Source organism: Agrobacterium radiobacter (genome assembly GCF_040801995.1).
In the GTDB taxonomy this organism is placed as follows: domain Bacteria; phylum Pseudomonadota; class Alphaproteobacteria; order Rhizobiales; family Rhizobiaceae; genus Agrobacterium; species Agrobacterium radiobacter.
In genome coordinates this window covers 2,053,570-2,073,730 of the sequence record NZ_JBEGHX010000002.1, presented here as the reverse complement: position 1 = coordinate 2,073,730, position 20,161 = coordinate 2,053,570, and the positions used below count along the sequence as shown (strand labels likewise).

The 20,161-nt window shown below is 57.0% G+C and carries 17 protein-coding genes and 4 pseudogenes; 10 read left to right on the top strand and 11 right to left on the bottom strand.

Going from position 1 to position 20,161, the window contains the following annotated elements:
- The first annotated feature begins 4 nt into the window (after window positions 1-4).
- Together MRBLRC7O_RS23290 and MRBLRC7O_RS23285 are read left to right on the top strand one after the other, a co-directional pair.
- Complete coding sequence (locus MRBLRC7O_RS23290; protein WP_060727166.1) at window positions 5-2,347, top strand: calcium-binding protein; 2,343 nt, start codon at window positions 5-7, stop codon at window positions 2,345-2,347.
- A gap of 41 nt (window positions 2,348-2,388) precedes the next feature.
- Window positions 2,389-3,699: an HlyD family type I secretion periplasmic adaptor subunit gene (locus MRBLRC7O_RS23285; protein WP_060727167.1), complete on the top strand. Its 1,311-nt coding sequence runs from the start codon at window positions 2,389-2,391 to the stop codon at window positions 3,697-3,699.
- A gap of 334 nt (window positions 3,700-4,033) precedes the next feature.
- Here MRBLRC7O_RS23285 and MRBLRC7O_RS23280 read toward each other — a convergent pair whose 3' ends face one another.
- Window positions 4,034-4,432, bottom strand: coding sequence for a hypothetical protein (locus MRBLRC7O_RS23280; protein WP_060727168.1), 399 nt, complete (start codon window positions 4,430-4,432; stop codon window positions 4,034-4,036).
- A 122-nt stretch (window positions 4,433-4,554) separates the two neighbouring features.
- Window positions 4,555-5,109: pseudogene (locus tag MRBLRC7O_RS23275) on the bottom strand (peroxiredoxin).
- Window positions 5,110-5,419: 310 nt separating this feature from the next.
- On the opposite strand from MRBLRC7O_RS23275, the gene MRBLRC7O_RS23270 reads away from it, so the two are divergent.
- Window positions 5,420-5,842, top strand: coding sequence for a hypothetical protein (locus MRBLRC7O_RS23270; protein WP_077998819.1), 423 nt, complete (start codon window positions 5,420-5,422; stop codon window positions 5,840-5,842).
- Window positions 5,843-6,099: 257 nt separating this feature from the next.
- Here MRBLRC7O_RS23270 and MRBLRC7O_RS23265 read toward each other — a convergent pair whose 3' ends face one another.
- The 4 genes and pseudogenes from MRBLRC7O_RS23265 to MRBLRC7O_RS23250 form a co-directional block, all read right to left on the bottom strand.
- The gene (locus tag MRBLRC7O_RS23265) at window positions 6,100-7,098 is read right to left on the bottom strand and encodes an NADP-dependent oxidoreductase (protein WP_060727169.1); all 999 of its coding nucleotides are present in this window, start codon (window positions 7,096-7,098) and stop codon (window positions 6,100-6,102) included.
- Between the two features lie 78 nt (window positions 7,099-7,176).
- Window positions 7,177-7,427: pseudogene (locus MRBLRC7O_RS23260) on the bottom strand (alpha/beta fold hydrolase); the annotation flags it as partial.
- Window positions 7,428-7,429: 2 nt separating this feature from the next.
- Window positions 7,430-7,687 (bottom strand): annotated as a pseudogene (locus tag MRBLRC7O_RS23255) (oxidoreductase); the annotation flags it as partial.
- A 54-nt stretch (window positions 7,688-7,741) separates the two neighbouring features.
- Window positions 7,742-8,530 carry an SDR family NAD(P)-dependent oxidoreductase gene (locus tag MRBLRC7O_RS23250; RefSeq protein ID WP_080865038.1) on the bottom strand — a complete coding sequence of 263 codons (789 nt, stop codon included), beginning with the start codon at window positions 8,528-8,530 and terminating at the stop codon, window positions 7,742-7,744.
- Between the two features lie 113 nt (window positions 8,531-8,643).
- On the opposite strand from MRBLRC7O_RS23250, the gene MRBLRC7O_RS23245 reads away from it, so the two are divergent.
- Together MRBLRC7O_RS23245 and MRBLRC7O_RS23240 are read left to right on the top strand one after the other, a co-directional pair.
- On the top strand, window positions 8,644-9,192 hold the full coding sequence (locus tag MRBLRC7O_RS23245; protein ID WP_060727171.1) for a TetR/AcrR family transcriptional regulator: 549 nt from the start codon (window positions 8,644-8,646) through the stop codon (window positions 9,190-9,192).
- Window positions 9,193-9,501: 309 nt separating this feature from the next.
- Window positions 9,502-10,223 (top strand): annotated as a pseudogene (locus MRBLRC7O_RS23240) (TSUP family transporter).
- 416 nt (window positions 10,224-10,639) lie between these two features.
- Here MRBLRC7O_RS23240 and MRBLRC7O_RS23235 read toward each other — a convergent pair.
- Window positions 10,640-13,747, bottom strand: coding sequence for an efflux RND transporter permease subunit (locus MRBLRC7O_RS23235; RefSeq protein WP_060727172.1), 3,108 nt, complete (start codon window positions 13,745-13,747; stop codon window positions 10,640-10,642).
- Window positions 13,747-14,856: an efflux RND transporter periplasmic adaptor subunit gene (locus MRBLRC7O_RS23230; protein ID WP_060727173.1), complete on the bottom strand. Its 1,110-nt coding sequence runs from the start codon at window positions 14,854-14,856 to the stop codon at window positions 13,747-13,749. The genes MRBLRC7O_RS23235 and MRBLRC7O_RS23230 overlap by 1 nt, the downstream gene beginning before the upstream one ends.
- A gap of 97 nt (window positions 14,857-14,953) precedes the next feature.
- On the opposite strand from MRBLRC7O_RS23230, the gene MRBLRC7O_RS23225 reads away from it, so the two are divergent.
- The 4 genes from MRBLRC7O_RS23225 (at window position 14,954) to MRBLRC7O_RS23210 (ending at window position 18,105) form a co-directional block, all read left to right on the top strand.
- Window positions 14,954-15,541, top strand: a complete 588-nt coding sequence (locus tag MRBLRC7O_RS23225) for a TetR/AcrR family transcriptional regulator (protein ID WP_060727174.1) — start codon at window positions 14,954-14,956, stop codon at window positions 15,539-15,541.
- Between the two features lie 130 nt (window positions 15,542-15,671).
- Window positions 15,672-16,949, top strand: coding sequence for a beta-ketoacyl-ACP synthase II (fabF, locus tag MRBLRC7O_RS23220; RefSeq protein WP_077998792.1), 1,278 nt, complete (start codon window positions 15,672-15,674; stop codon window positions 16,947-16,949).
- Between the two features lie 24 nt (window positions 16,950-16,973).
- On the top strand, window positions 16,974-17,162 hold the full coding sequence (locus MRBLRC7O_RS23215; RefSeq protein WP_060727175.1) for a hypothetical protein: 189 nt from the start codon (window positions 16,974-16,976) through the stop codon (window positions 17,160-17,162).
- A gap of 655 nt (window positions 17,163-17,817) precedes the next feature.
- Window positions 17,818-18,105: a hypothetical protein gene (locus tag MRBLRC7O_RS23210; RefSeq protein WP_060727319.1), complete on the top strand. Its 288-nt coding sequence runs from the start codon at window positions 17,818-17,820 to the stop codon at window positions 18,103-18,105.
- On the opposite strand, the gene MRBLRC7O_RS23205 is transcribed toward MRBLRC7O_RS23210, so the two are convergent.
- The 3 genes from MRBLRC7O_RS23205 to MRBLRC7O_RS23195 form a co-directional block, all read right to left on the bottom strand.
- Entirely contained in the window at window positions 18,083-18,799 is a 717-nt protein-coding gene (locus MRBLRC7O_RS23205; protein ID WP_367727707.1) for a DUF72 domain-containing protein, read from the bottom strand. The two genes, MRBLRC7O_RS23210 and MRBLRC7O_RS23205, sit on opposite strands and share 23 nt — an antisense overlap.
- A 65-nt stretch (window positions 18,800-18,864) precedes the next feature.
- On the bottom strand, window positions 18,865-19,458 hold the full coding sequence (locus tag MRBLRC7O_RS23200; protein WP_035228422.1) for a general stress protein: 594 nt from the start codon (window positions 19,456-19,458) through the stop codon (window positions 18,865-18,867).
- Between the two features lie 21 nt (window positions 19,459-19,479).
- Window positions 19,480-19,797 (bottom strand): PepSY domain-containing protein, encoded by a 318-nt coding sequence (locus tag MRBLRC7O_RS23195; protein ID WP_080864399.1) that lies wholly within the window; start codon window positions 19,795-19,797, stop codon window positions 19,480-19,482.
- 86 nt (window positions 19,798-19,883) lie between these two features.
- On the opposite strand from MRBLRC7O_RS23195, the gene MRBLRC7O_RS23190 reads away from it, so the two are divergent.
- Entirely contained in the window at window positions 19,884-20,138 is a 255-nt protein-coding gene (locus MRBLRC7O_RS23190) for a hypothetical protein (RefSeq protein WP_367727706.1), read from the top strand.
- The last annotated feature ends 23 nt before the right edge of the window (window positions 20,139-20,161 follow it).

Sequence of the window (20,161 nt, the reverse complement as noted above, 5' to 3'; positions counted from 1 at the left end):
GACAATGGAAGATAAACTTGTTCTGGGACTGCCTGACGTGGCAGCCTCCATAGCGCCAAAAAACCGCTTTGAACTTCACGACAAACCGGTCCCGCGCTACTGGAGCATAGTGAACCCGGCCGTCGCTCTTGCCGCGATCGGCGCTTTTTTTGGAAAGCTCCGTTCCGAAACGCAAGTAGACGGACCAAATGCCCCCCTTGTTCAAGGTCCAGTGACCGAAACGGAAACGCGTTCGGACGAGTCTTCTACGAACATCGACATTATTGAAGAGGTCGCCGCGTATCTCCGCCAAGTCGCCGAGGAAGCCGGCAATGCCGAACGCAAGGTAAGGTTTTTGGCTGAAACCACTACGTTTCCCTCCTCCTTCCATGCAAGGGCCGACCTGAACCTTGATAATCACTCCTTTCGGTCGCTACTGCAGTCCCTGTCCGCAAACGACAACCATCGGATCAACGGATATTTCGCACCCCTGACACCACTCGGCGCGCTTGGCAACGAGACTCCGATCATCTGGCACGAGAAAGATCAGCGGAGCGAAAACACCAACAAGCCTGAAGCGCCTCGTGCAGATCCAAATGAAAATCCGAGAAACCATGACGGGCCGCCCGCCGCGGAAAGCACTCCTCCGGCAGGCAACGCACGTCCAAATCGATTGCCGGTTGTGGCTGGACGGGTGTTTCTTGGAAGCGGGCTGATGAACCTTTCAGCACTCATCCTTCTCGACAATCTGGCTTCGGCCGCAACCGACGCGGACGGCGACACTTTGTCAATTCGAAACCTTCAGGTTTCTTCCGGCGTCATACAGACCTATGGCGAAGGTATCTGGCTTTACACGCCCGACCGTGGGTACATCGGCGAAGTCACCTTCACCTATGGCGTCAGCGACGGAATCGGTTCCGTGTCGGCGACGGCAATGCTGGACCTCGTTAAAGCAGCGCCGCATCCGGTCGAAGGAACCGATAAGGATGACATCTTGTTGGGTACGCCCGGGGACGACGTGATAGCGGCACTTGACGGAAATGACGTCGTCTACGGTCGCGAGAGCAACGACGTTATTTACGGTGGCGACGGCGACGACACCCTGATGGGGGGAAGTGGAAACGACACGATCTATGGCGAGGGCGGCCACGACCGGATTTTCGGTGGCGACGGCAACGACGTCATTTTTGGTGGCGCAGGCAACGACAAGATTTATGGCGAGGAAGGTGACGACGTTGTGGCCGGCGGTGACGGTGATGACATTGCCAGTGGTGGAGCGGGAAATGATCGTTTGTTTGGAGAGGCCGGCGACGATCGTCTTTCCGGCGATGCCGGCGATGACCTCCTCGATGGAGGAGACGGCAACGACGTGTTTGCGGGCGGCCTCGGTCACGATGCGGTAATCGCAGGCGCGGGCAACGACACCGTCGTCATAGGTTCTGGAACCGAGGAGGCGCGAGCATCGGTACAGCTTCTCGGTGTCAACGACGGGAACGACACATATTCAGGCGGTGACGGTTTCGACACATATGACGCGTGCTTTGCTTCAGACGCTGTTGAAATTGACCTCGCAGCCGGAATTGCATCGGGTTCGCAGATTGGAACAGACCACCTCGACGGATTTGAAGCAGCTATTGGCGGCAGTGGAAACGACACGTTGAACGGCGATGACGGGTCTAATCTCCTGATTGGAAGAGATGGGGACGATCGCCTTATCGCTGGCAACGGCGACGATACAGTCAGTGGTGGCGCTGGCGATGACACCATCGTCGTTCTCTTCACAACCAGCGGGTCAAACGATGGCGACGATCAATATTCAGGTGGCGAAGGCGTTGATACCTACGACGCCTCAGCGACGATCACAGCAGTTATAATCGATCTCGAAGGGGGTACGGCGACAGGCGTTGAAATCGGGACTGATCAGTTGGAGGGCTTCGAAGTCGCCATCACAGGGCTCGGCGACGACGTGCTGGTAGCCAATTCGGACATTAATTTCCTGACCGGCGGCGCAGGCAACGACGTCTTCATTTTCCGCTCGGTGGAGGCCGTCTTCAACGATGGCCAGGGAAGGGACAAAATTCTCGACTTCCAGATCGGCGATCGGATTGATTTGTCTGATCTCGCAGATGAAATCGGTGGGCTGATGTTCGACCGGATCATGGGTGAGATCAATGACCAGCAGGATGTCCGGCGCATCCGACTCTACAGCGAGTTTGCGGACGGCGAGACCGCCATTGTTCGCGCCGTCATCGATCTTGCGGGAGAACAGGACGATCTCGAGTTACTGATCTACAGCCACCAGGCGTTGACTGAAGATGATTTCATTCTCGCGGCTCGTGATGACGACACAGGCCTGGCAAGGACGTAACTGGAATAAGGCGAAAAGCCACATAAGGGGAGCTTAGGGACATGGTGCGCGAACAAAAAAATACAAGCAAACAATTGACGCCAGAAGCACAATCCTTCGGCATCGCGCCACGCATCGTCGTCTCAGGCGTTCTGGCGGCTCTACTCGTGTTCGGAGTCGGCGGATGGGCGGTTCAGGCCAAACTTGCCGGTGCGGTTGTCGCGCAGGGCCAGCTTGTCGTGCCAGATCAGGTCAAAACCATCCAGCACCGTGACGGCGGGATTGTCGCTGACATTCCCGTGGCCAATGGAGACACAGTGAAGGCTGGTGACGTGCTTCTGCGCTTTGATGAAACTCAGACTCGAGTAGAATTGACCATCATCCGAAGCCAGCTATCGCAGTTGCGAGCGATGAAAATCCGGCTGGAGGCGGAACGTGACGGTAAGGACACCATTTCATTTTCCGACGGCTCTATCGTCCCCGAGCTTGCGCGTAACGAAACGAAGCTGTTTCAGGAAAACCGCCGTATGATCCTGAACCAGAAACAGCAGCTGGAAATGCAAATATCCCAACTCGAAGACCAGATTGACGGACTGATTTCGCAACGGAAAGCAAACGACGTTGAAAAGAAGATAATTACCGAAGAAATCGGCGTCAGCGAGAGGCTCGCCAAAGGCGGATTAATCAAGTTATCGGAATTTCGCGAGCTCCAGAAGCAGGTAGCCCGCATCGATGGGACCAGCGGCGAAGTGGCAGCCCGTGTGGCCGAGGCTGAAGGAGAGATCAGCGAGTTGCGCATCAAGCTTCTCTCCATTGACCAGACAACACGATCCGAAACTCAAAAAGAGATTGTCTCAATCGAATCCAAGCTCGCCGAACTGGGGGAGCGCGAAATCGCCGCATATGACCGTCTTTCACGCATGGAAGTTCGTGCGCCCGTCGATGGGTTTGTCTATGATCTGCAGATACATACGATCAACGGCGTTATAGGCGCAGGCGCAACTATAATGTCGGTCGTTCCCAAGACTGATGACATGAAGGTCGAATTCCGGATCGCGCCGGCAGATATCGATCGAGTAGCACCAGGACAGGCCGCCAGAATGAGACTGACCGCATTTAACAGCGCAACGACTCCAGAGGTTTTCGGAATTGTCGAATTCGTCGCAGCAGCAACCGTGATAGATAAGACGAACGGTCAACCCTATTATTTGGCGACAGTTGATATGATTGACCAACAGGAAGTCATTAGAGATCTCAAGCTTATGCCGGGCATGCCAATTGAGGTTTTCGTCCACACGGCTGAGCGCTCAGCGTGGTCTTACCTAACGAAGCCATTTACAGATCAGGTAATGAAGGCGTTTCGTGAGGAATGATGGACCGATGTAACTTTACGCGAAGGTGAAAGAGAATCAGATTTTCCCACGGAGCAACGGGCGGCTTTTTTGGGTAGACCCATGAGCGCCTTGCGGAGGACTGTTGACCTGAATCCTTTAAACTGGACCATTTTTGGTTAGAGTTTTCCGGTGCATTTTCCTGGTTGGAAAAGGAACGGAAGACGATGAACGCATCGCAGTTTTCAGACGCTCAGAAGGCGTTTATTCTGAAGCAAAGTGACGATGGTGTCCGCTTCAGAGGCAGGCGTGGCGAGGATCGCTATGACCGACAAGAAGGCGCGAAGCAGCCAGGACGACTCTTAATCCGGGACTGTCATGGCTTTCGGCGAGTAGCCTTTGCAGTCTCGACACCTGAAACCAGGTGGTTGTCGAACCAGACGATCATTTCCTGAATCATTTCCTGTGGAGGCGTGACGTCACCCGTGTTCACCAGTTCAGCGGCAGCCTGGGACATTGCCAACAGGATACGGGCGGTTTCTGGCACGTAAGGCAGATCGACCCCTTTTTCGTGGCGTTGGCGTATAATCTGATAACGAAGGTTCTCAGGATAAGTCCACGCGCTGACGAGCATATCATGGACGCTGACCTGTTGGCCTCCAACATTAATCGTGGCATCTCGATCAGTCTCAGCATACCCTGATGCCTCTATGCGCTCGCAGGCGTTGATTGCCGCATTCATCATACCCCTGATCACATTCCAGTCTGTTTTCATGGCACCTTCCCTACCAATTGCGCGAACCGGTTGACCGTATGTCGATGATCCAGCACATACAATGATCACCATTGGCGTTTTGCGCCAATGCTGAAGTTAGCCCATTGCGGCAATCGACCCGTTCAGGAATTGTAACTGCCCTCAGCCAACGATGACGGCATCTGCGTCTCTGGCGGATGGACGGGGTAAAAGAAATGCTTGATAACGCCCGTTTCGATAATCATCGTGAGCCTCTTTAGCAATGCCACGCCTACAGCCTGGAACGTTGGCAGGCGAAGGGCTGACGTTAGAAGGAGTTAATGGTCAGCGAGCAGTGGAAACGGCCGGTGAAGCCGTGCTGCTGCCTGTCGCTGATACTCTGTGGTCTGCGTAGAAAGGCCAAACAGACGCCTTGCTCCTAATCCCTTCAGTTCAGCGAAATGATCACGGAAGGCACAGGACTGAGGTGTACATCCCCTTGCGTCGGGTATTGCATCCCATCCGTCAATCGCTTTGCCTTCGGGCGCGCTTGTCCGAGGGTAAGCATAGACTACAGATAACCCCGGCCCGCGGAGATCGACAGTCGTGCCATCCGTCGAGTCCAAACCAATACCAGGCAACTCCATCCCAAGTAAATGCCTGACTGCTCCTTCGTCATTCGGGGTCGGAAATGTCTCATCCCTGCCGGTTTCATTCATTGCCACCTCATCGTACTTCCTGTCTGTCGACGTTACAAAATTAGTCAATTTTCATACCACTGCAATGTCGTCTGTTGGCGCGAGGGAGACCGTCGGCTATTGCCGATAGCCATGAGCCTTTAACCTATAACTCAATCTGCTCCGCAATTCTGAGGGAGTCGTCGACTTCGACGCCAAGCCAGGTTCCTCGGCGGGCTGACCTTCAAAACAAATGCATTGAAGCTTGTGGCTGGACCACTTACACGCTGCTCGCAAGTTCATGATGATTGCGATAGCCGGTCCCTTATTTAGGGAGCGCGCATTAGTATGCATGGAAGCCGACAAAGGAACGCAGATGTCGATCACTGTACAGAAAACAATCCCCGCTGCGCGTATGCGCCAGTTCCATCAGATGGTTGATAGGTGGCTTGAGGAGGGTCCAATCAAGCTCGCGACGAATGCCACAATAACCGCAATGGACAATGCCGGAATCACGAAAGCTGAACAGTCCGCTATCATCGAGGATCGAGATATCATCATGAAATACAATATGCGCCTCGGTGTAATCAGCGAAGTATTCGCCCCAGCCATCGAGAGAACAGTGAATTCGTCTCGGTCAGGAAGTGAAGCACAGGATGAGATTGCTCGGTTGATTGTGACTGCAGTAGGCATCCGTCAGGAAGATGACAGTGAACTGGTCACATTCACCTTTACGACGGAAGATGAGGCAGACGCATTCGATAAAGCCATCTAATACATCGCGAGCGGTTTTGAATTTGATTGATTGACAAGCACCCTGCCACCCTGCCGACGATAATTCCGTTCAGAATAGGGGGCGAAGTCGGCAATGTCCGCTATTGGCGGATATTGTTGATTTAGTCGGGCGGTTCTTCACGTGGGCATCAGACCGTTTTGGGGCCGCCAGAAGAATGCCTCTCCAGTCTCATGAGCCATGGAAGCGGACGTCATACGTCGAAAAAAGCAACCCTCCTGTTGACGAGACGGTCATTGCTAAACGGCAACGACAACCTTTCCCTTGGCGCGCCCTGTCTCGACATAAGCCAAGGCGTCTGCCGTCCGCGCGAAGGGAAATACCTTGTCCACGACAGGACGGATGGCGCCATTATCGATCAGCTTGGCAATCTCTCGCAGTTGCTGGCCTTCCGCCCGCATGAAGAGGAAGGAATAGTCGACGCCCCGGCTCTTTGCCCTCTTCAGAATGCCTCGGCTCAGCATCCGCGTGACAAGGCGCAGTATAAGGCTCAGCCGCAGGGACTTCGCGAAAGGGACGTCCGGCGGACCAGAGATCGAGATGAGCTTGCCACCCGGTTTCAGCACGTTCACCGACTTTGCCAGCGTCTTGGCATCCTGGCTGTTGAGCGCGAGATCGCACCCAGACAGTACCTGCTCGAAGTCCTGCCTTTTGTAGTCGATCACCACATCAGCGCCCAGGCTTTTCACAAGCTCGATATTCGCCGTACTTGTCGTGGTGGCAACTGTCGCGCCGAGATGTTTGGCGAGCTGGATGGCGAATGTGCCGACGCCGCCGGAACCGGCCTGAATGAACACCTTCTGGCCGGGCTTGACCTTGCCCACCTCGACGAGCGCCTGCCAGGCGGTTAGCCCGACCAGCGGGATCGACGCAGCCTGCTCCATGGAGAGGCTTTTCGGTTTCAGCGCGAGATCTGAGGCGTCAACCGCAATCATCTCCGCAAATGTGCCGATGCGACCGTCGCGCGGGCGGGCGTAAATTTCGTCGCCGGATTTGAACTGCCGCACATTGGCGCCGACGTGGATGACCGTTCCGGCCAGATCGTGACCGAGAATGAAGGGTGGACGATAGGGCAGGAACAACTTGAATTCGCCGTCGCGCACCTTGGAATCCAAAAGATTGATCGCGGTGGCCTCAATGCGAACCAGCACATCATTGGCGCCGATGACGGGATCGGGCATATCGGCCAGACGCAGCGGGGCCTTTTTCTTGTATTTGTCTACGACGAAGGCTTTCACGAGGGTCTCCAGTGTGAAACGATGATCATGTCAGGCAGCCAGGAAAGCCAAGGCTTTCGGCACGAATTCAGCATGGTATTAGAAGATGCCGCCATGGCCAGCATCTGCGTAGATCAACAGTCGGCATTGGGGATACGCTGAGCCAGATCGCGGCTGTTGGATGTCAACACCATGATATCATTGTCTCCGCTGGCTACGAGAACGGGAATGCGTATGCGTCCCAGATTCTGCGGTGCACGACACCCCCAGGCCTTGATGGCGCTGAGCTGGCGCATGAACGCACGCGGTGTAGGCCCCTTGTCACGGTTCATCTTGCGCTCGTTCAACCTTCGTGCAAGGCAGCGGTCACCTTTTTCCAGCCATCGATCTGCGCCTGGGTATAAATGCCTGGCGTGTCCTGGTAGCCTTATCCCTGCTGCGAAATCTGGGTGGCCTCGGAAACGATGCGCTGGGCGTAATATTCGGCAGTCAGGTCGCCGGGCACGAAGCCCGCGCCGGCGCGATTGCGGGTGAGTGGCGCCATGACGATGCGGTTCGTAAGGGTGAAGGCGCCTAGGGCGGTGGGTTCGAAGAGCGTGGTCTTGGTCATGATATACCTGTGACGTTTCTATTTATCGGCGCGGGTTCATCGACTGCGGAAAGCTCACGCCTGCGTGCGATAGCGTTCGGCAGGGAGCGCATTGACGAGATTGCCGAGCATGGCCTTGCGCGCGCCATCAAGCGCGTCCCACTGGCTGCCGTCGTGCAGCGGCGGGATCGTCACCGGTTCGCGGCGGTCGAATCCGACAAGGGCCGCATCCACCAGATCGCCCACTTCCATGACATTATTCATGGCGTTCACGTCGGCGCCCACATGATCCCAGATCTCGGTGCGGGTCGTGGCGGGAAGCACAGCCTGGATGTACACACCTTTCGGTCCAAGCTCGTGGGCGAGTCCCTGTGACAGGAACAGGACAAAGGCCTTGGTCGCGCCATAAACGGTCATGCCGAATTCGGGGACGAGCCCAACGACCGAACCGATGTTGACGATCGCGCCTTCGCCCGCATTGGCAAGACGGGGAGCAATGGCGCTGGCAAGCCGGACCAGTGCGGTCGCGTTGAGTGCAACGAGCTTGGTCATGTCATCGGCGTTCTGGTCGACGAAAGTTCCTCCGATTGCCGCACCGGCATTGTTGACGAGAACGCCGATGCGCTCATCGTCGCGCAACCTGGTCTCGACCTTAACAAGATCCTCAGCCTTGGTGAGATCGGCCTGGAGGATGTCGATTGCGACGCCGGTTTCCTGGCGCAGACGGCTTGCAAGCGCCTCCATTCGCACAGCGTCTCGGGCGACAAGCACGAGATCATGGCCGCGGCGTGCGAAGCGTTCGGCATAGGTTGCCCCAATGCCTGTGGAGGCGCCGGTTATCAGAACTGCAGGAATCTGACTCATTTTGGATTGTTCTTTTCTGTGGTTGATCCTATATTCATGACGATCATCATGATTGGATTTAAATATGATGGCCATCATGTAAATGTCAATGGCCAGCTCGGAGTATTTTGGAAATGAAAGTCAGCCGAGAACAGATGGCGGAAAATCGTCGCCGCATCCTGGACGTCGCCAGCCGATTGTTTAAGGATAAGGGATTCGATGCGGTCAGCGTCGCTGAGGTCATGAAGGCAGCCGGCATGACCCATGGCGGCTTCTATGGCCATTTCAGTTCGAAGGACGAGCTGGTCGCCCAGACGCTTGTCCATGCGCTTGCGGCAGACAGTTTCGGGGACGGCAAGTTCAGTGGCTTCGTCCGCTCCTATCTGGCGCCTCGTCATCGTGACAACCCCGGCAACGGATGCCCGATGGCAGGCTTGGCCGCCGCAATTCGCCACCAGACACCTGCCGCGAAAGCGGCCATGACTGAAGGGCTACGCAACCAAATCGCACGTATCGAAGATGCCCTTCCGGACCAAGACGCAACCGGCAAGCACCGTGCAGCGATTGGAAGCTGGGCGGCCATGGTCGGAGCGGTCATCCTGGCCAGAGCGGTTGATGATCCTGAACTGTCAGACGAAGTTCTTGAGCAGACGCGTGCCTGGATCGACGCCAGAGTCGGCTAAGGGCATCGGAAAGCACGCATTTAGAGCGCCTGATCTATGCCTGCTGCGAGGAAACGATCGAATCTCGGGAGCGGCCCTCTGAGCCTGGACGCGGCCCTGGCTCCACGCAGACTTGTAATTTTCAGATGGATAAGATGCCGCTAAAATGTAAGCAGCGGTCCCCTGACACGTATCACGCGCCCAAGCCACATAGCTTTGCGCCACGGAGCCGCCGCCAAGTCGGTTATTTAGGCGAGTTGAATTTGTCTGGGTGTTTGGAATCGAGATAGAGCTGGGCGTAAGCAATCACGCAGTTTCGGTGTACAGCGAATGGGACTTTCCCTCATCTTAATGATCGGCCTGCTTGCCGGGATCATCAGTGGCATAATTGGTACTGGCTCTTCCATCATGCTCGTCCCGGTCTTGGCCTATGTCTATGGGCCAAAAGAAGCTGTACCAATAATGGCGGTGGCCGCCGTCATGGCAAATATTGCCCGGATTCTTGCGTGGTGGCGGGGAGTTGATTGGCGTGCTGTGGCAGCCTATGCGGTTGCCGGCGTTCCTGCAGCGGTTCTTGGTGCACGAACGATGCTTGTTCTGCCGCCCCGGGCAGTAGATGCGGCAATTGGAGTATTCTTGCTCTTGATGATCCCCGGACGTCGCTGGTTGGCAGCAAACCTTATCCATTTAAGGTTACCCCATTGGCCGCAGCCGGAGCATGCATCGGCTTCTTGACCGGGATCGTGGCCTCTTCTGGACCTGCCTCCGTACCAGTGTTCATCGGTTATGGTCTGACCAAGGGAGCCTTTATCGGAACCGAAGCTGCAGCTTCGTTAGTGATCTACACTGCCAAAACGCTTACCTTTCAGGGCTCTGGAGCACTTCCTTTCGCTGTTATCCTGAAGGGCCTAACTGTGGGCGCCTCTCTCATGGTCGGTTCCTTTATAGCGAAACCTTTCCTTCTCCGTCTCACGCCCGAAGCTTTTCGCCATATCATGGATGCGCTGCTGGTTACCTCAGGACTCAGCCTGCTTTGGGGAGCGACAATTTAAGCAAGGCCTACGAGGGCAACATGATCGAGCATCTCCACCCTTGCTCGTTGGCACGCTGATCTACACATCTGCCTTCATTCTTCTGTGCTTCAACGCCCGAACTGCCGGATAAGCCGGACAGTGTCTGCCGTTTCGCCCAGAGCGTCGGGGTAACAACCAATCTCGCCTTCGTACTCGGCCACCTGCTGCTTCGGCCGCTCGCCAACTCTGGATACTCAAAGTCCGGCAGGCAATGGAGATCGAAACGAGCTGGTCGCCAATCATTGTCGCCGTTCGGCTCGCCAGCATCGGCTCTAGCATGTGGTGGGCACGCCTAAATCCCGAACGAGTGCATGCCCGGACCAGAGCGAAGCGGCATTGCACCGAGCACGATAGATGGGAGTTTAAACCTGTCAGGATTCGAGATGCGGCCGAAGTCACTCGGCAGCCATCGAAAGCACCGGATCGGAAACGCTTTCTTCCGATTGTTTCTCGCCTTTGGGCGGCTTGATGCGGAACCATGCCGCGTAAAGCGCGGGGAGAAACAACAGGATCATGACGGTTCCAACGGCCGTACCGCCAATCAGCGTATAGGCCATCGATCCCCAGAAGACCGAGTGCGTGAGCGGAATGAAGGCGAGGACGGCAGCGAGCGCCGTCAGGATAACGGGTCGCGTCCTCTGTACGGTCGCTTCGATGACGGCATGGTAGTCATCCAGACCCGCCGCCTGATTTTCCTTTATCTGCTCGGTCAGGATCAGCGTATTGCGCATGAGGATACCGGCCAGGCCGATAAGCCCGAGGATGGCGTTGAAGCCGAAGGGTTGATTGAAAACGAGCAATATTGGAACCACGCCAGCGAGCCCGAGCGGCCCGGTGAGCATTACCATCGTCATCGTCGACAGGCTGCGGACCTGAAGGATGATAACGATAAGCATGGCGGCAACCATGGCCGGGAAAATCTTCACCAGCGCCACATTCGCCTTGAGGGACTCCTCAATATTGCCACCCATTTCGATGCGGTAGCCGACGGGAAGCGAGGCAATCAAGGGCTGGAGGGCCTTGAAGACCTGCTGCGACACTTCCGGCGGCTGGGTTGTCTCATTTATATCGGAGCGGATGGTGATGACCGGCGTGCGGTCACGACGCTTCATTACCGGCTCCTCGAAACGGATTTCGGAATGACCGATTTGGTCGAGTGGTACCCGGCGTCCGTTTCTGCTCGTAAGAGAGAAATCCGAAAGCCTCGAAGGATCAAGCCTGTTTTCGCCGGCGCTGCGGGCAACGACGGGAACGTTGCGGATGTTTTCGCGAACCTGTGTGATCGGTACGCCACTCAATAACAACTGCATCTGCTGGGCGGCCTCGGCGGGCGAGAGGCCGATGAGGTTGAGCCGGTCCTGATCGGGGATGAACCGCAGGACAGGCGTGCGGTTGCCCCAGTCGCGATTAGGTTGGCGAACGTCGGGCACGGTCTTCATGATGGCAAGCGCCTCCTCAGAGATCCTGTACAATTCATCCGGATCCGGCCCCATGATGCGGAACTCCACCGGGAAGGGCGTGTAGGGACCGAAAACGAGTTGCGTAACTCGCACATTGGCTTCCGGAGCAAGTCCGCTGGACACCGCTTCGCGAAGACGATGTTTGAGCGCCTCACGCGTATGGGCATCGGATGTCAGCACGACGATTTTGGCGAAAGCGGGATCCGGCAATTCAGGCGCCATGGCGAAGAAGAAGCGCGGCGCGCCCTGCCCGACATAGCTGGTAGCGATCTTCGTTTCGGGTTGCTTTTTCAGCCAGCCTTCGAGTTTCTCGACCGTTGCCGTTGTCGTCTCGATGCTGGTGCCCTCGGGCATGCGCACTTCCACCAACACTTCGGGACGATCAGATGTCGGGAAGAACTGTTGCTTGACGGATCCCATGCCAACGACAGAGGCGGCCATGATGACGCCAACGAGACCACAGGTCAGGAATTTGTGACGGACCGCAAATTCGATGAGGCTACGCAGCCTGCGGTAATTTGGCGTGTTGTAGATCGCGTGGTGACCACCTTCCACCGGCTTTATCTCGGGCAACATCTTGACGCCGAGATAGGGCGTAAAGATCACCGCAACGAACCACGAGACGATCAATGCGAACCCAACGATCCAGAAGATGTTACCGGCATATTCACCGGCGGTTGACCTGGCAAATCCAACCGGCATCAACCCGATGATGGTCACAAGTGTGCCGGAAAGCATAGGGGCAGCCGTGTGGCTCCACGCATATGCCGCCGCCTTGATGCGGTCCATGCCTTCTTCCATTTTGACGACCATCACCTCGATGGCGATGATGGCATCGTCCACGAGCAGCCCGAGCGCTAGAATGAGCGCACCAAGCGTAATGCGGTCGAAGAACCGCCCGGTTTCCAGCATGATCAGGAAGACGACGCCGAGTGTGAGCGGAACCGCAAGTGCCACGACGATGCCGACGCGCCAGCCGAGACTAACGAGGCTCACGAACAACACGACTCCGAGCGCCATGGCGAACTTCAACATGAACTCGCCGACAGCCTCATCAATGTTGACGGCTTGATCGCTGACTTTAGCGAGCGTCATGCCAAGCGGCAGGGTTTGTGCAATCGTCGAAGATCGGTCTTCCAGGGCCTTGCCGAGTTCCAGCCCATTCCAGCCCTGCTGCATCACCACGCCCAGCATGATGGCGGGTTCGCCATCGTGGCGGATGACGTAGGTGGCGGGATCCTGATATCCGCGGCGCACCGCGGCGAAATCCGATAGCTTGAGGACGCGTCCGCCCGCGACGATCGGCGTTTCGGCAATCGACTCGACGCTGTCATAAGCTCCATCGAACCGGATGAAGACCTGCGGTCCCTGCGTATCGATTGAACCCGCCGGGGTGACGGTATTGCGCCGTTGCAGGGCGGAAGCGATATCCTGCGCCGAGATGCCCAGCGTTGCCAGCTTGGGATAGGAGAATTCCACGAAAATCTGTTCCGGCTGCTCGCCAAGAATGTTGATCTTTTTCACGCCGGGAACGTGAAGCATGTCCTGACGGATCGTCTCGGCCTGGCGCACGAGGTCACGCATCGCCATCCCCTTCGCCTTCAAGGCATAAAGGGCGAAGCTGACGTCGGAGTATTCGTCATTGACGAAAGGGCCGATCACGCCGGGGGGAAGGTTTCGGGATTCATCGCCAAGTTTCTTGCGCGCCTGGTAGAACTCCCCCTCAACGGCCGAGGCTGGCGTATTGTCCTTGAGCGTCACGGTCAGGAAAGCGTAGCCGGGGCGTGTGGTCGTTTCCACACGATCGTACCAGGTCAATTCCTGAATACGCTTTTCGAGCGGCTCGGCGACAAGATCCTGCATTTCGCGCGCAGTCGCTCCCGGCCAAACCGAGGTAACGGTAAGTGTCTTGATGGTGAATGACGGATCTTCGGCTCGTCCCAGCTTGACGAAGGCGTAAGCGCCGGCTGCAGCCAACAATACGATGAAGAACAGGGTGACGGCTCGTTCGCGAACGGCGAGCGCCGAAAGGTTGAAACTCATCAGTTTGCCGCCTCTGCTTTTTCAACGCCGGTGCGCACGCTTGCGCCGTCCTGAAGCAAATGCGCGCCAAGGGCGACAACAGCCTCCCCTGCCCTCAGGCTCGAAACGATGGCCTTTTCCTCGCCGATCCGTTCGACCTTCACTTCGCGAAAACGGACGCTTGAGGATTGTTCGTCGACGACCCACACGCCCGTGCGCGTGCCGTCATCCAGAAGCGCACCGATGGGAACTTCGGCATGCGCCAGCGCGTCCTTGTTTTCCACGCTGATCGTAACCGTTGCGCCGAGCGGCGCGGATGCCGCAGCCCCCTGCAACACCCAGCGCGTTTCATAGGTTCTGGTCTGGGGATCGGCGGCATCGGATATCTGGCGAAGGACCGCTTTCTCTTGCCCGCTGCGACCATAGACCGTGGCCTGCGCTGCGGCGCCAATCTCAGGCCTCAGATTTTCAGGGAGCCAAACGAGAGCTTCGCGTGGTCCTGCCTTCGCGAGCCGTATGACGGGCTGACCTGCCGAGACCACCTGCCCCGGTTCGCCGAAGGTCTCAACGATCGTCCCGTCGGCATCAGCCAGCAATACTGCGTAGGCTGCCTCGTTTTCTGCGACTGCTGCATCAGCCCTGGCTGCGGCAAGTTGTGCCGTCGCCGTATCCATAGTGGCCTTTGATCTTTCATACTGCTGGGTGGACGCAGCGTTGGACTTGACGAGAACCGCGAAGCGCTTCTCGTCGGCCTGGGCCTGTATGAACGTTGCCTCAGCGGCAATAACGGCATTGCGTTTCGCGGTCAGGGCAAGTCGAAGATCGGTCTCGTCGATCCGCATCAGAAGCTGCCCGGCCCTTACTTCCTCGCCAAGGCCCACCACCCGTTCGATGATCTTTCCGGGAACCCGAAAGCCGAGATCGCTCTGCACCCGGGCCGCAACCGTGCCGGTGAAGCTTCGGCTTGCCGTGTCCGGGGTCTTGACCTTTGTCACGCTGACAAGCGGAGCCAAGCTGCGGGGATCCGCGGCCTGCGCATTCGTGTCCGTTGATGGCATCAGGAAAATAGCAGCGCCAACCCCGATGAGGGCGGCCATTGCCACGGTCGAGAGCAGGATTTTTTGTTTCATGGCACTGGCCTTCTTGATGGCGATAACATAATTCTTAGATTGCAATCTAAATCTAAAACGAATATAGATGTCAAATGAAATCTAATCGGAGATCCACATGAGAGTGAGCCGCGCACAGGCCGAGGAAAATCGCGACAGGATCATCACCGTCGCAAGCCGGCTGTTTCGAGAGCATGGATTTGACGGAATCGGGCTGAAGGATCTGATGAAAGGTGCCGGCCTTACCCAAGGTGGGTTCTACAAACAGTTCACGTCGAAAGATGATCTTGCCGCTCTTGCATCCAGACGCGCTCTGGAAAGCGCAACGAGAAGATGGTCCGCCGCGGCCGCAGATACCTCAGATCCACTCGAAGCTGTTATGGCGTTTTATCTTTCCAAAGATCACAGGGGAGAAAAGGCGGAAGGTTGCCCACTCGTTGCACTGGGGGCGGACGCGGCGAGGCAAAGTGCAAATGTTCGACGTCCGTTCGAGGACGGCATTCGCGCTCACTTCGAGATACTGGATGAGCTCATGGGAGACGCTGACAGTTCAAGCCCCAGCGAAAAGGCTATGGCGATATTGTCTATGATGGTGGGCGCCGTCACGCTCTCCCGCATCATTGAGGACGAAAGCTTATCGGAACGCGTTCTTGACGCAGCCGCCGGCGAAGTCAGGCGTATAGCTCGCAGTGGTGGTGATGACTGATGGCGATGGCCGTATGAGAGTCTCCTAGGCTCTGCTTGAACCGCATGTCTTGAGAAATGATCCTGGCCTTGTTGTCGGTCAGGACGTCAAAGGCATGCCTATTTTTATGGCAAAATCAGGTGAAAAACAGATGCGTCGTATCGTTGTAACAGGAATGGGAGCCGTTAGCCCCCTTGGTGCGAATGTGGATATCTCATGGTCGCGGCTCCTTGCCGGCAAGAGCGGAATTCGGCGGTTGACCGACGATGTCGTAGGAGATCTTCCTGCGAAAGTGGGAGGTGTTGTCCCTTCTGTCAGCGAAGACTCTGAAGGAGGCTTCGATCCGGACAGGATCATTGCGCCAAAGGATCAACGCAAGGTCGACCGGTTCATCATCTTTGCGCTGGCGGCGGCAGAAGAGGCATTGGCGCAGGCAAATTGGAAACCGACCTCGAATGAAGACAGGCTGCGAACAGCGACAATCATCGCATCCGGCATCGGTGGCTTCCGTGCGATCACGCAGGCGGTGCGTACCGTCGATCAGAGCGGTGCTCGCCGCCTCTCCCCGTTCACGATACCGTCCTTCCTCGTCAATCTCGCGGCCGGCCAAGTCTCCATCCGTCATGGTTTCAAGGGCCCGCTCGGAGCACCCGTGACGGCATGTGCCGCTGGCGTTCAAGCCATCGGCGATGCGGCAAGACTAATCAGGTCGAACGAAGCCGATATTGCAGTTTGCGGCGGAACAGAAGCTTGCATGAACATCGTCAGCCTCGGCGGTTTTGCGGCGGCAAGGTCGCTGTCGACCGGTTTTAACGAGACGCCGGACAAGGCATCACGCCCCTTCGACACGTCGCGCGACGGCTTCGTCATGGGTGAAGGCGCGGGCGTACTCGTCATAGAAGCGCTGAGCCACGCTATTGCTCGCGGCGCCACCCCGATTGCGGAACTGGTCGGATACGGCACGACAGCCGATGCCCACCACATCACCTCCGGCCCTGAGGACGGAAGCGGGGCGCGTAGGGCTATGGAGATCGCCGTCGCCCAAGCAGGCATTGCCCCTCACGAAATTGGCCATCTGAACGCGCACGCGACATCGACGCCAGTCGGTGATCTCGGAGAGATCAGGGCCATCAAGAGTGTATTTGGGCAACGAAAATCGGTTGCTGTCAGTGGAACCAAATCTGCGACGGGACACCTGCTTGGAGCGGCCGGCGGGCTGGAAGCCATCTTCGCGATTTTGGCACTTAAAAACCAGATCGCCCCCCCGACACTGAACTTGAACACGCCCGATCCGGAGTCGAGCGGGATCGATTTTGTCGCAAACGAAGCGCGGTCGCTGGATGCTGAATATGCCATATCCAACGGTTTCGGTTTTGGCGGTGTCAATGCCAGCGTTCTTTTCCGGCGCTGGCCAATGGCGATTTACTAAAGCGACGGCCATGGAAGGTTTTAAATGTTGAAGCGGTTTCTAAAAAAATGGCAGATATGGGAGCAAGCCTTCCTCGGCGTCGACGACCTGCAAGGAGACTACCTGACCGCGCTGGAAAATCGGCTCGCCCGGCTGGAGACGGAGGTTGCCGGATTAAGCGCTCAGACCGAGCAGGAAACTCTGGCTAAAGACGCCCCGGAAAATACAGGGTGATGTTGCTTCGCCGTTGTGAGGCAACCACAAGAGTCGGCGGACCGCACATGTCAGGCGCACACCTTGAATAGCTCGCTGAGCATCCGACATAGGCTGAGAACATGGTGGGTCCGGCCAACCTTTGTCGGCAATACCTTTCGATCTCCCCAGAGCGCTCCTACTGCCGGCGAGCAGAAGTCTTCGTGCTCTACGAGCATCTGTCACATCAATCTCACCGCACCTGCAATCCAAGGTTCGTGCCTGAATGTGCGAGTTAGAAACTCGTGTTTCCCGCATATTGAGGGAAGCGGCCAAACGGCACTTTGCCAATCCATCAGCAAATTGGATACCATATTGCCGATTCAACGACTTCAAATACACCTTTCAAACCACTGCAATTGATTAGTTGCCAAACCTGCAGAACAGGTCCACTGTAATAGCTCCAGCAGCCATTTTACGGGCGCTGCTGTTTAAGGGTTGAATACCCTGGCCCTGACAAAGGAGGACGCCATGTCTTCCATATTTCACCTACCCACGAAACATGATCTCGCAACTGTGGCTGGCTACGTCTTGTCTGCGGCAAGCCTTGCGCTGATCGTTTACATCCTCTTCGGAGCATAGTTGCGATACCGGCTGCAACTGCCGGTCTACAACGCAGCGGAAAACGGTGTTCGAAATGATCGAAAGAACAACAGAGACCGAAATCACATTCAAGCATCCGTTCCGTCTGGAGGCCCTTACGGAACTCTTGGGAGCGGGCACATATCGCCTGGTCGTGGACGAGGAATTGATAGAAGGGTTGAGCTTCACGGCATATCGCCGGGTGGCAACCCATCTGGAGATTCCCGCGATTTCCATCGCGGTGGCCCGACGCCAGTTCCTGCAGGTATCATCAGCCGAGATTGATGAGGCATTGGCGCTTGACGGCGCGAGCGAAGATGTCAGCCCGCGCGTTGTTCCGTAACGACGCCACAATCGAGCATTGCCAGTGCGTTCTGGATTGCGGCGCCGGAGGCCGTGTTGTCGAACACGCACCAGGAGCCGGCGGAAAGGCGTTTTTCAAAAGAGCGGATTTCTTCCGCGCTGTAGTCCGAATAATACATCCTGGGCGCACCGTGCAGACGGACATATCTTGGCGGCTCTGAAAAATCACTTGCGGGCCAGACCGGTGCCGGATCGGCCAGAACGCGATCAACGGCATATCGTGTTAAAACCTCTTCCGCCGGGGGCGTGGCCCAGCTTGTGTGGCGCGGCTCGATTACCAGCATGCCTGGAAAAACCTCACGCATGGCTTCGAACGCGGCTGTGGCCTCATTGTCATCGAACTTAAGGGTGGATGGCAATTGGCACAATAATGGGCCTAGCTTGCTATTCAGCCCCGCGAGCTCTTCAACGAATGTCTTGAAAATTTGGCCGACGGCATGCAGCCGATGCTCGTGCGTTATCTCGCGGGGCAGTTTCACGGCGAAGCGGAACTCATCCGGCACCGAGTTTGCCCAGCGCTCGAACGTCGTCATCCGATGGTGGCGATAGAAGGTGGAATTGATCTCGACACCGTTGAAAACAGCGACATAACGGCTGAGCCCGCTTCCCGTTTCGGGAAAAAGGTGGGCCACGGTCCTGGGGATGGACCATCCAGATGTTGCAATGACCGGCACTCTCGTCCGCCCTCTTGGATTTGAAAGAAAGGCCGGCATGTGCCGGCCTTTCTTCGTTGCGAGATCTAGCGTCTGTAGCGCAGACGCTCCTGTTCGATTTCAGCTGGTTCATAAGGATCCAGCGTGTCATCAAAGCGTGACCAGCCCTCTTTGGCATAGGCCTCACGGCGCTGATCGGGATCGACCCAGTTGGACTGGCGCAGTATGTCCTGCGCGTCCGCATAAAGGCTGTCTTCCACTTTCGCGGTTACCAGCGTGCCGCCGCGGCGAACGCCTTCCGCATAGACATGGGCATGGTCTTCCGGCACGCCGGACTCCGTTAGCGCGCCGATAAGCCCGCCGGCGGCACCGCCTGCCACGGCACCGGCCACGGCGCCCGCCGCCGTAGCGGCAAGCCAGCCCGCGGCAACCACCGGCCCGACGCCGGGAATTGCCATGATGCCAAGGCCGGTGAGCAGACCGCCCACGCCACCGACGGCGGCACCGATGCCGGCACCTGTGCCGGCGCCTTCAGCGGCGTTTGTAGACTTGCCGTGGCGTTCATCTGCATTGTTCGACACGATGCTGATATCCGAAGATGGTACACCGCGTTCTTCGAGCGCGCTGACAGCCGCGCTGGCATCGGAGTAGTCGTCGAAAAGTCCTGTAACGGTCTTCATAGGATTCTCCTGAAGAGTGAATTAGTTAGCGACAATGTTGCCCTGATAGTCGAGCGCCAGGCTTACGGGCTTGCCATCTTTCGAGGCCTTGGCCTGCCAGACACCCTTGTCATCCTTCATAAGGCCGCTGACATCGGTATATCCGGCCTCCGTGAGGCGCGTTTTCGCCTGTTCCTCGGTGAAACTGTTTGCGCCTTCGACAGGCGCTGTCGGATTCTTGGTCTTGGGCGTGGCCACGGCGGGCGTTTTCCCATCGGTTGCCGGGGCGGGGGTGGTCTGTGCGAAGGCGGCAAGCGTCGACGCGCCGACAAGCGCTGCGGCTAAGAGAAGTTTTTTCATGATTTTTTCCTCGTTGTAGCCTTTCGAGCAGGCTCCCACAGCAAACACTATGCTCGCCGCATGGTTCCGCCGCTCTGCAAATAGAATTGGATGGCACCCACGTCATCGTGACGGTGGATGGCTTCCCGACGTGTTGCGCGGGCAGGCATTGCGGCGGAATGAAAATTATTTTGCCGCCGCAGGAACGTCGCCACGGTTCGAGGGTTCTCCAAGTCCAGCACTCAAAAGCGGATTCCCGGATGCCTGCGGAAAAGTCATTGTACGACGTGTTGCCTAACAGGCTCGAGGACATCGGCTTTTCCGCAAACCAGACACTGAAGGCCCAGTCGAAAATGGCGTGAGCCGCCCACTCTGTTCGGGCCGC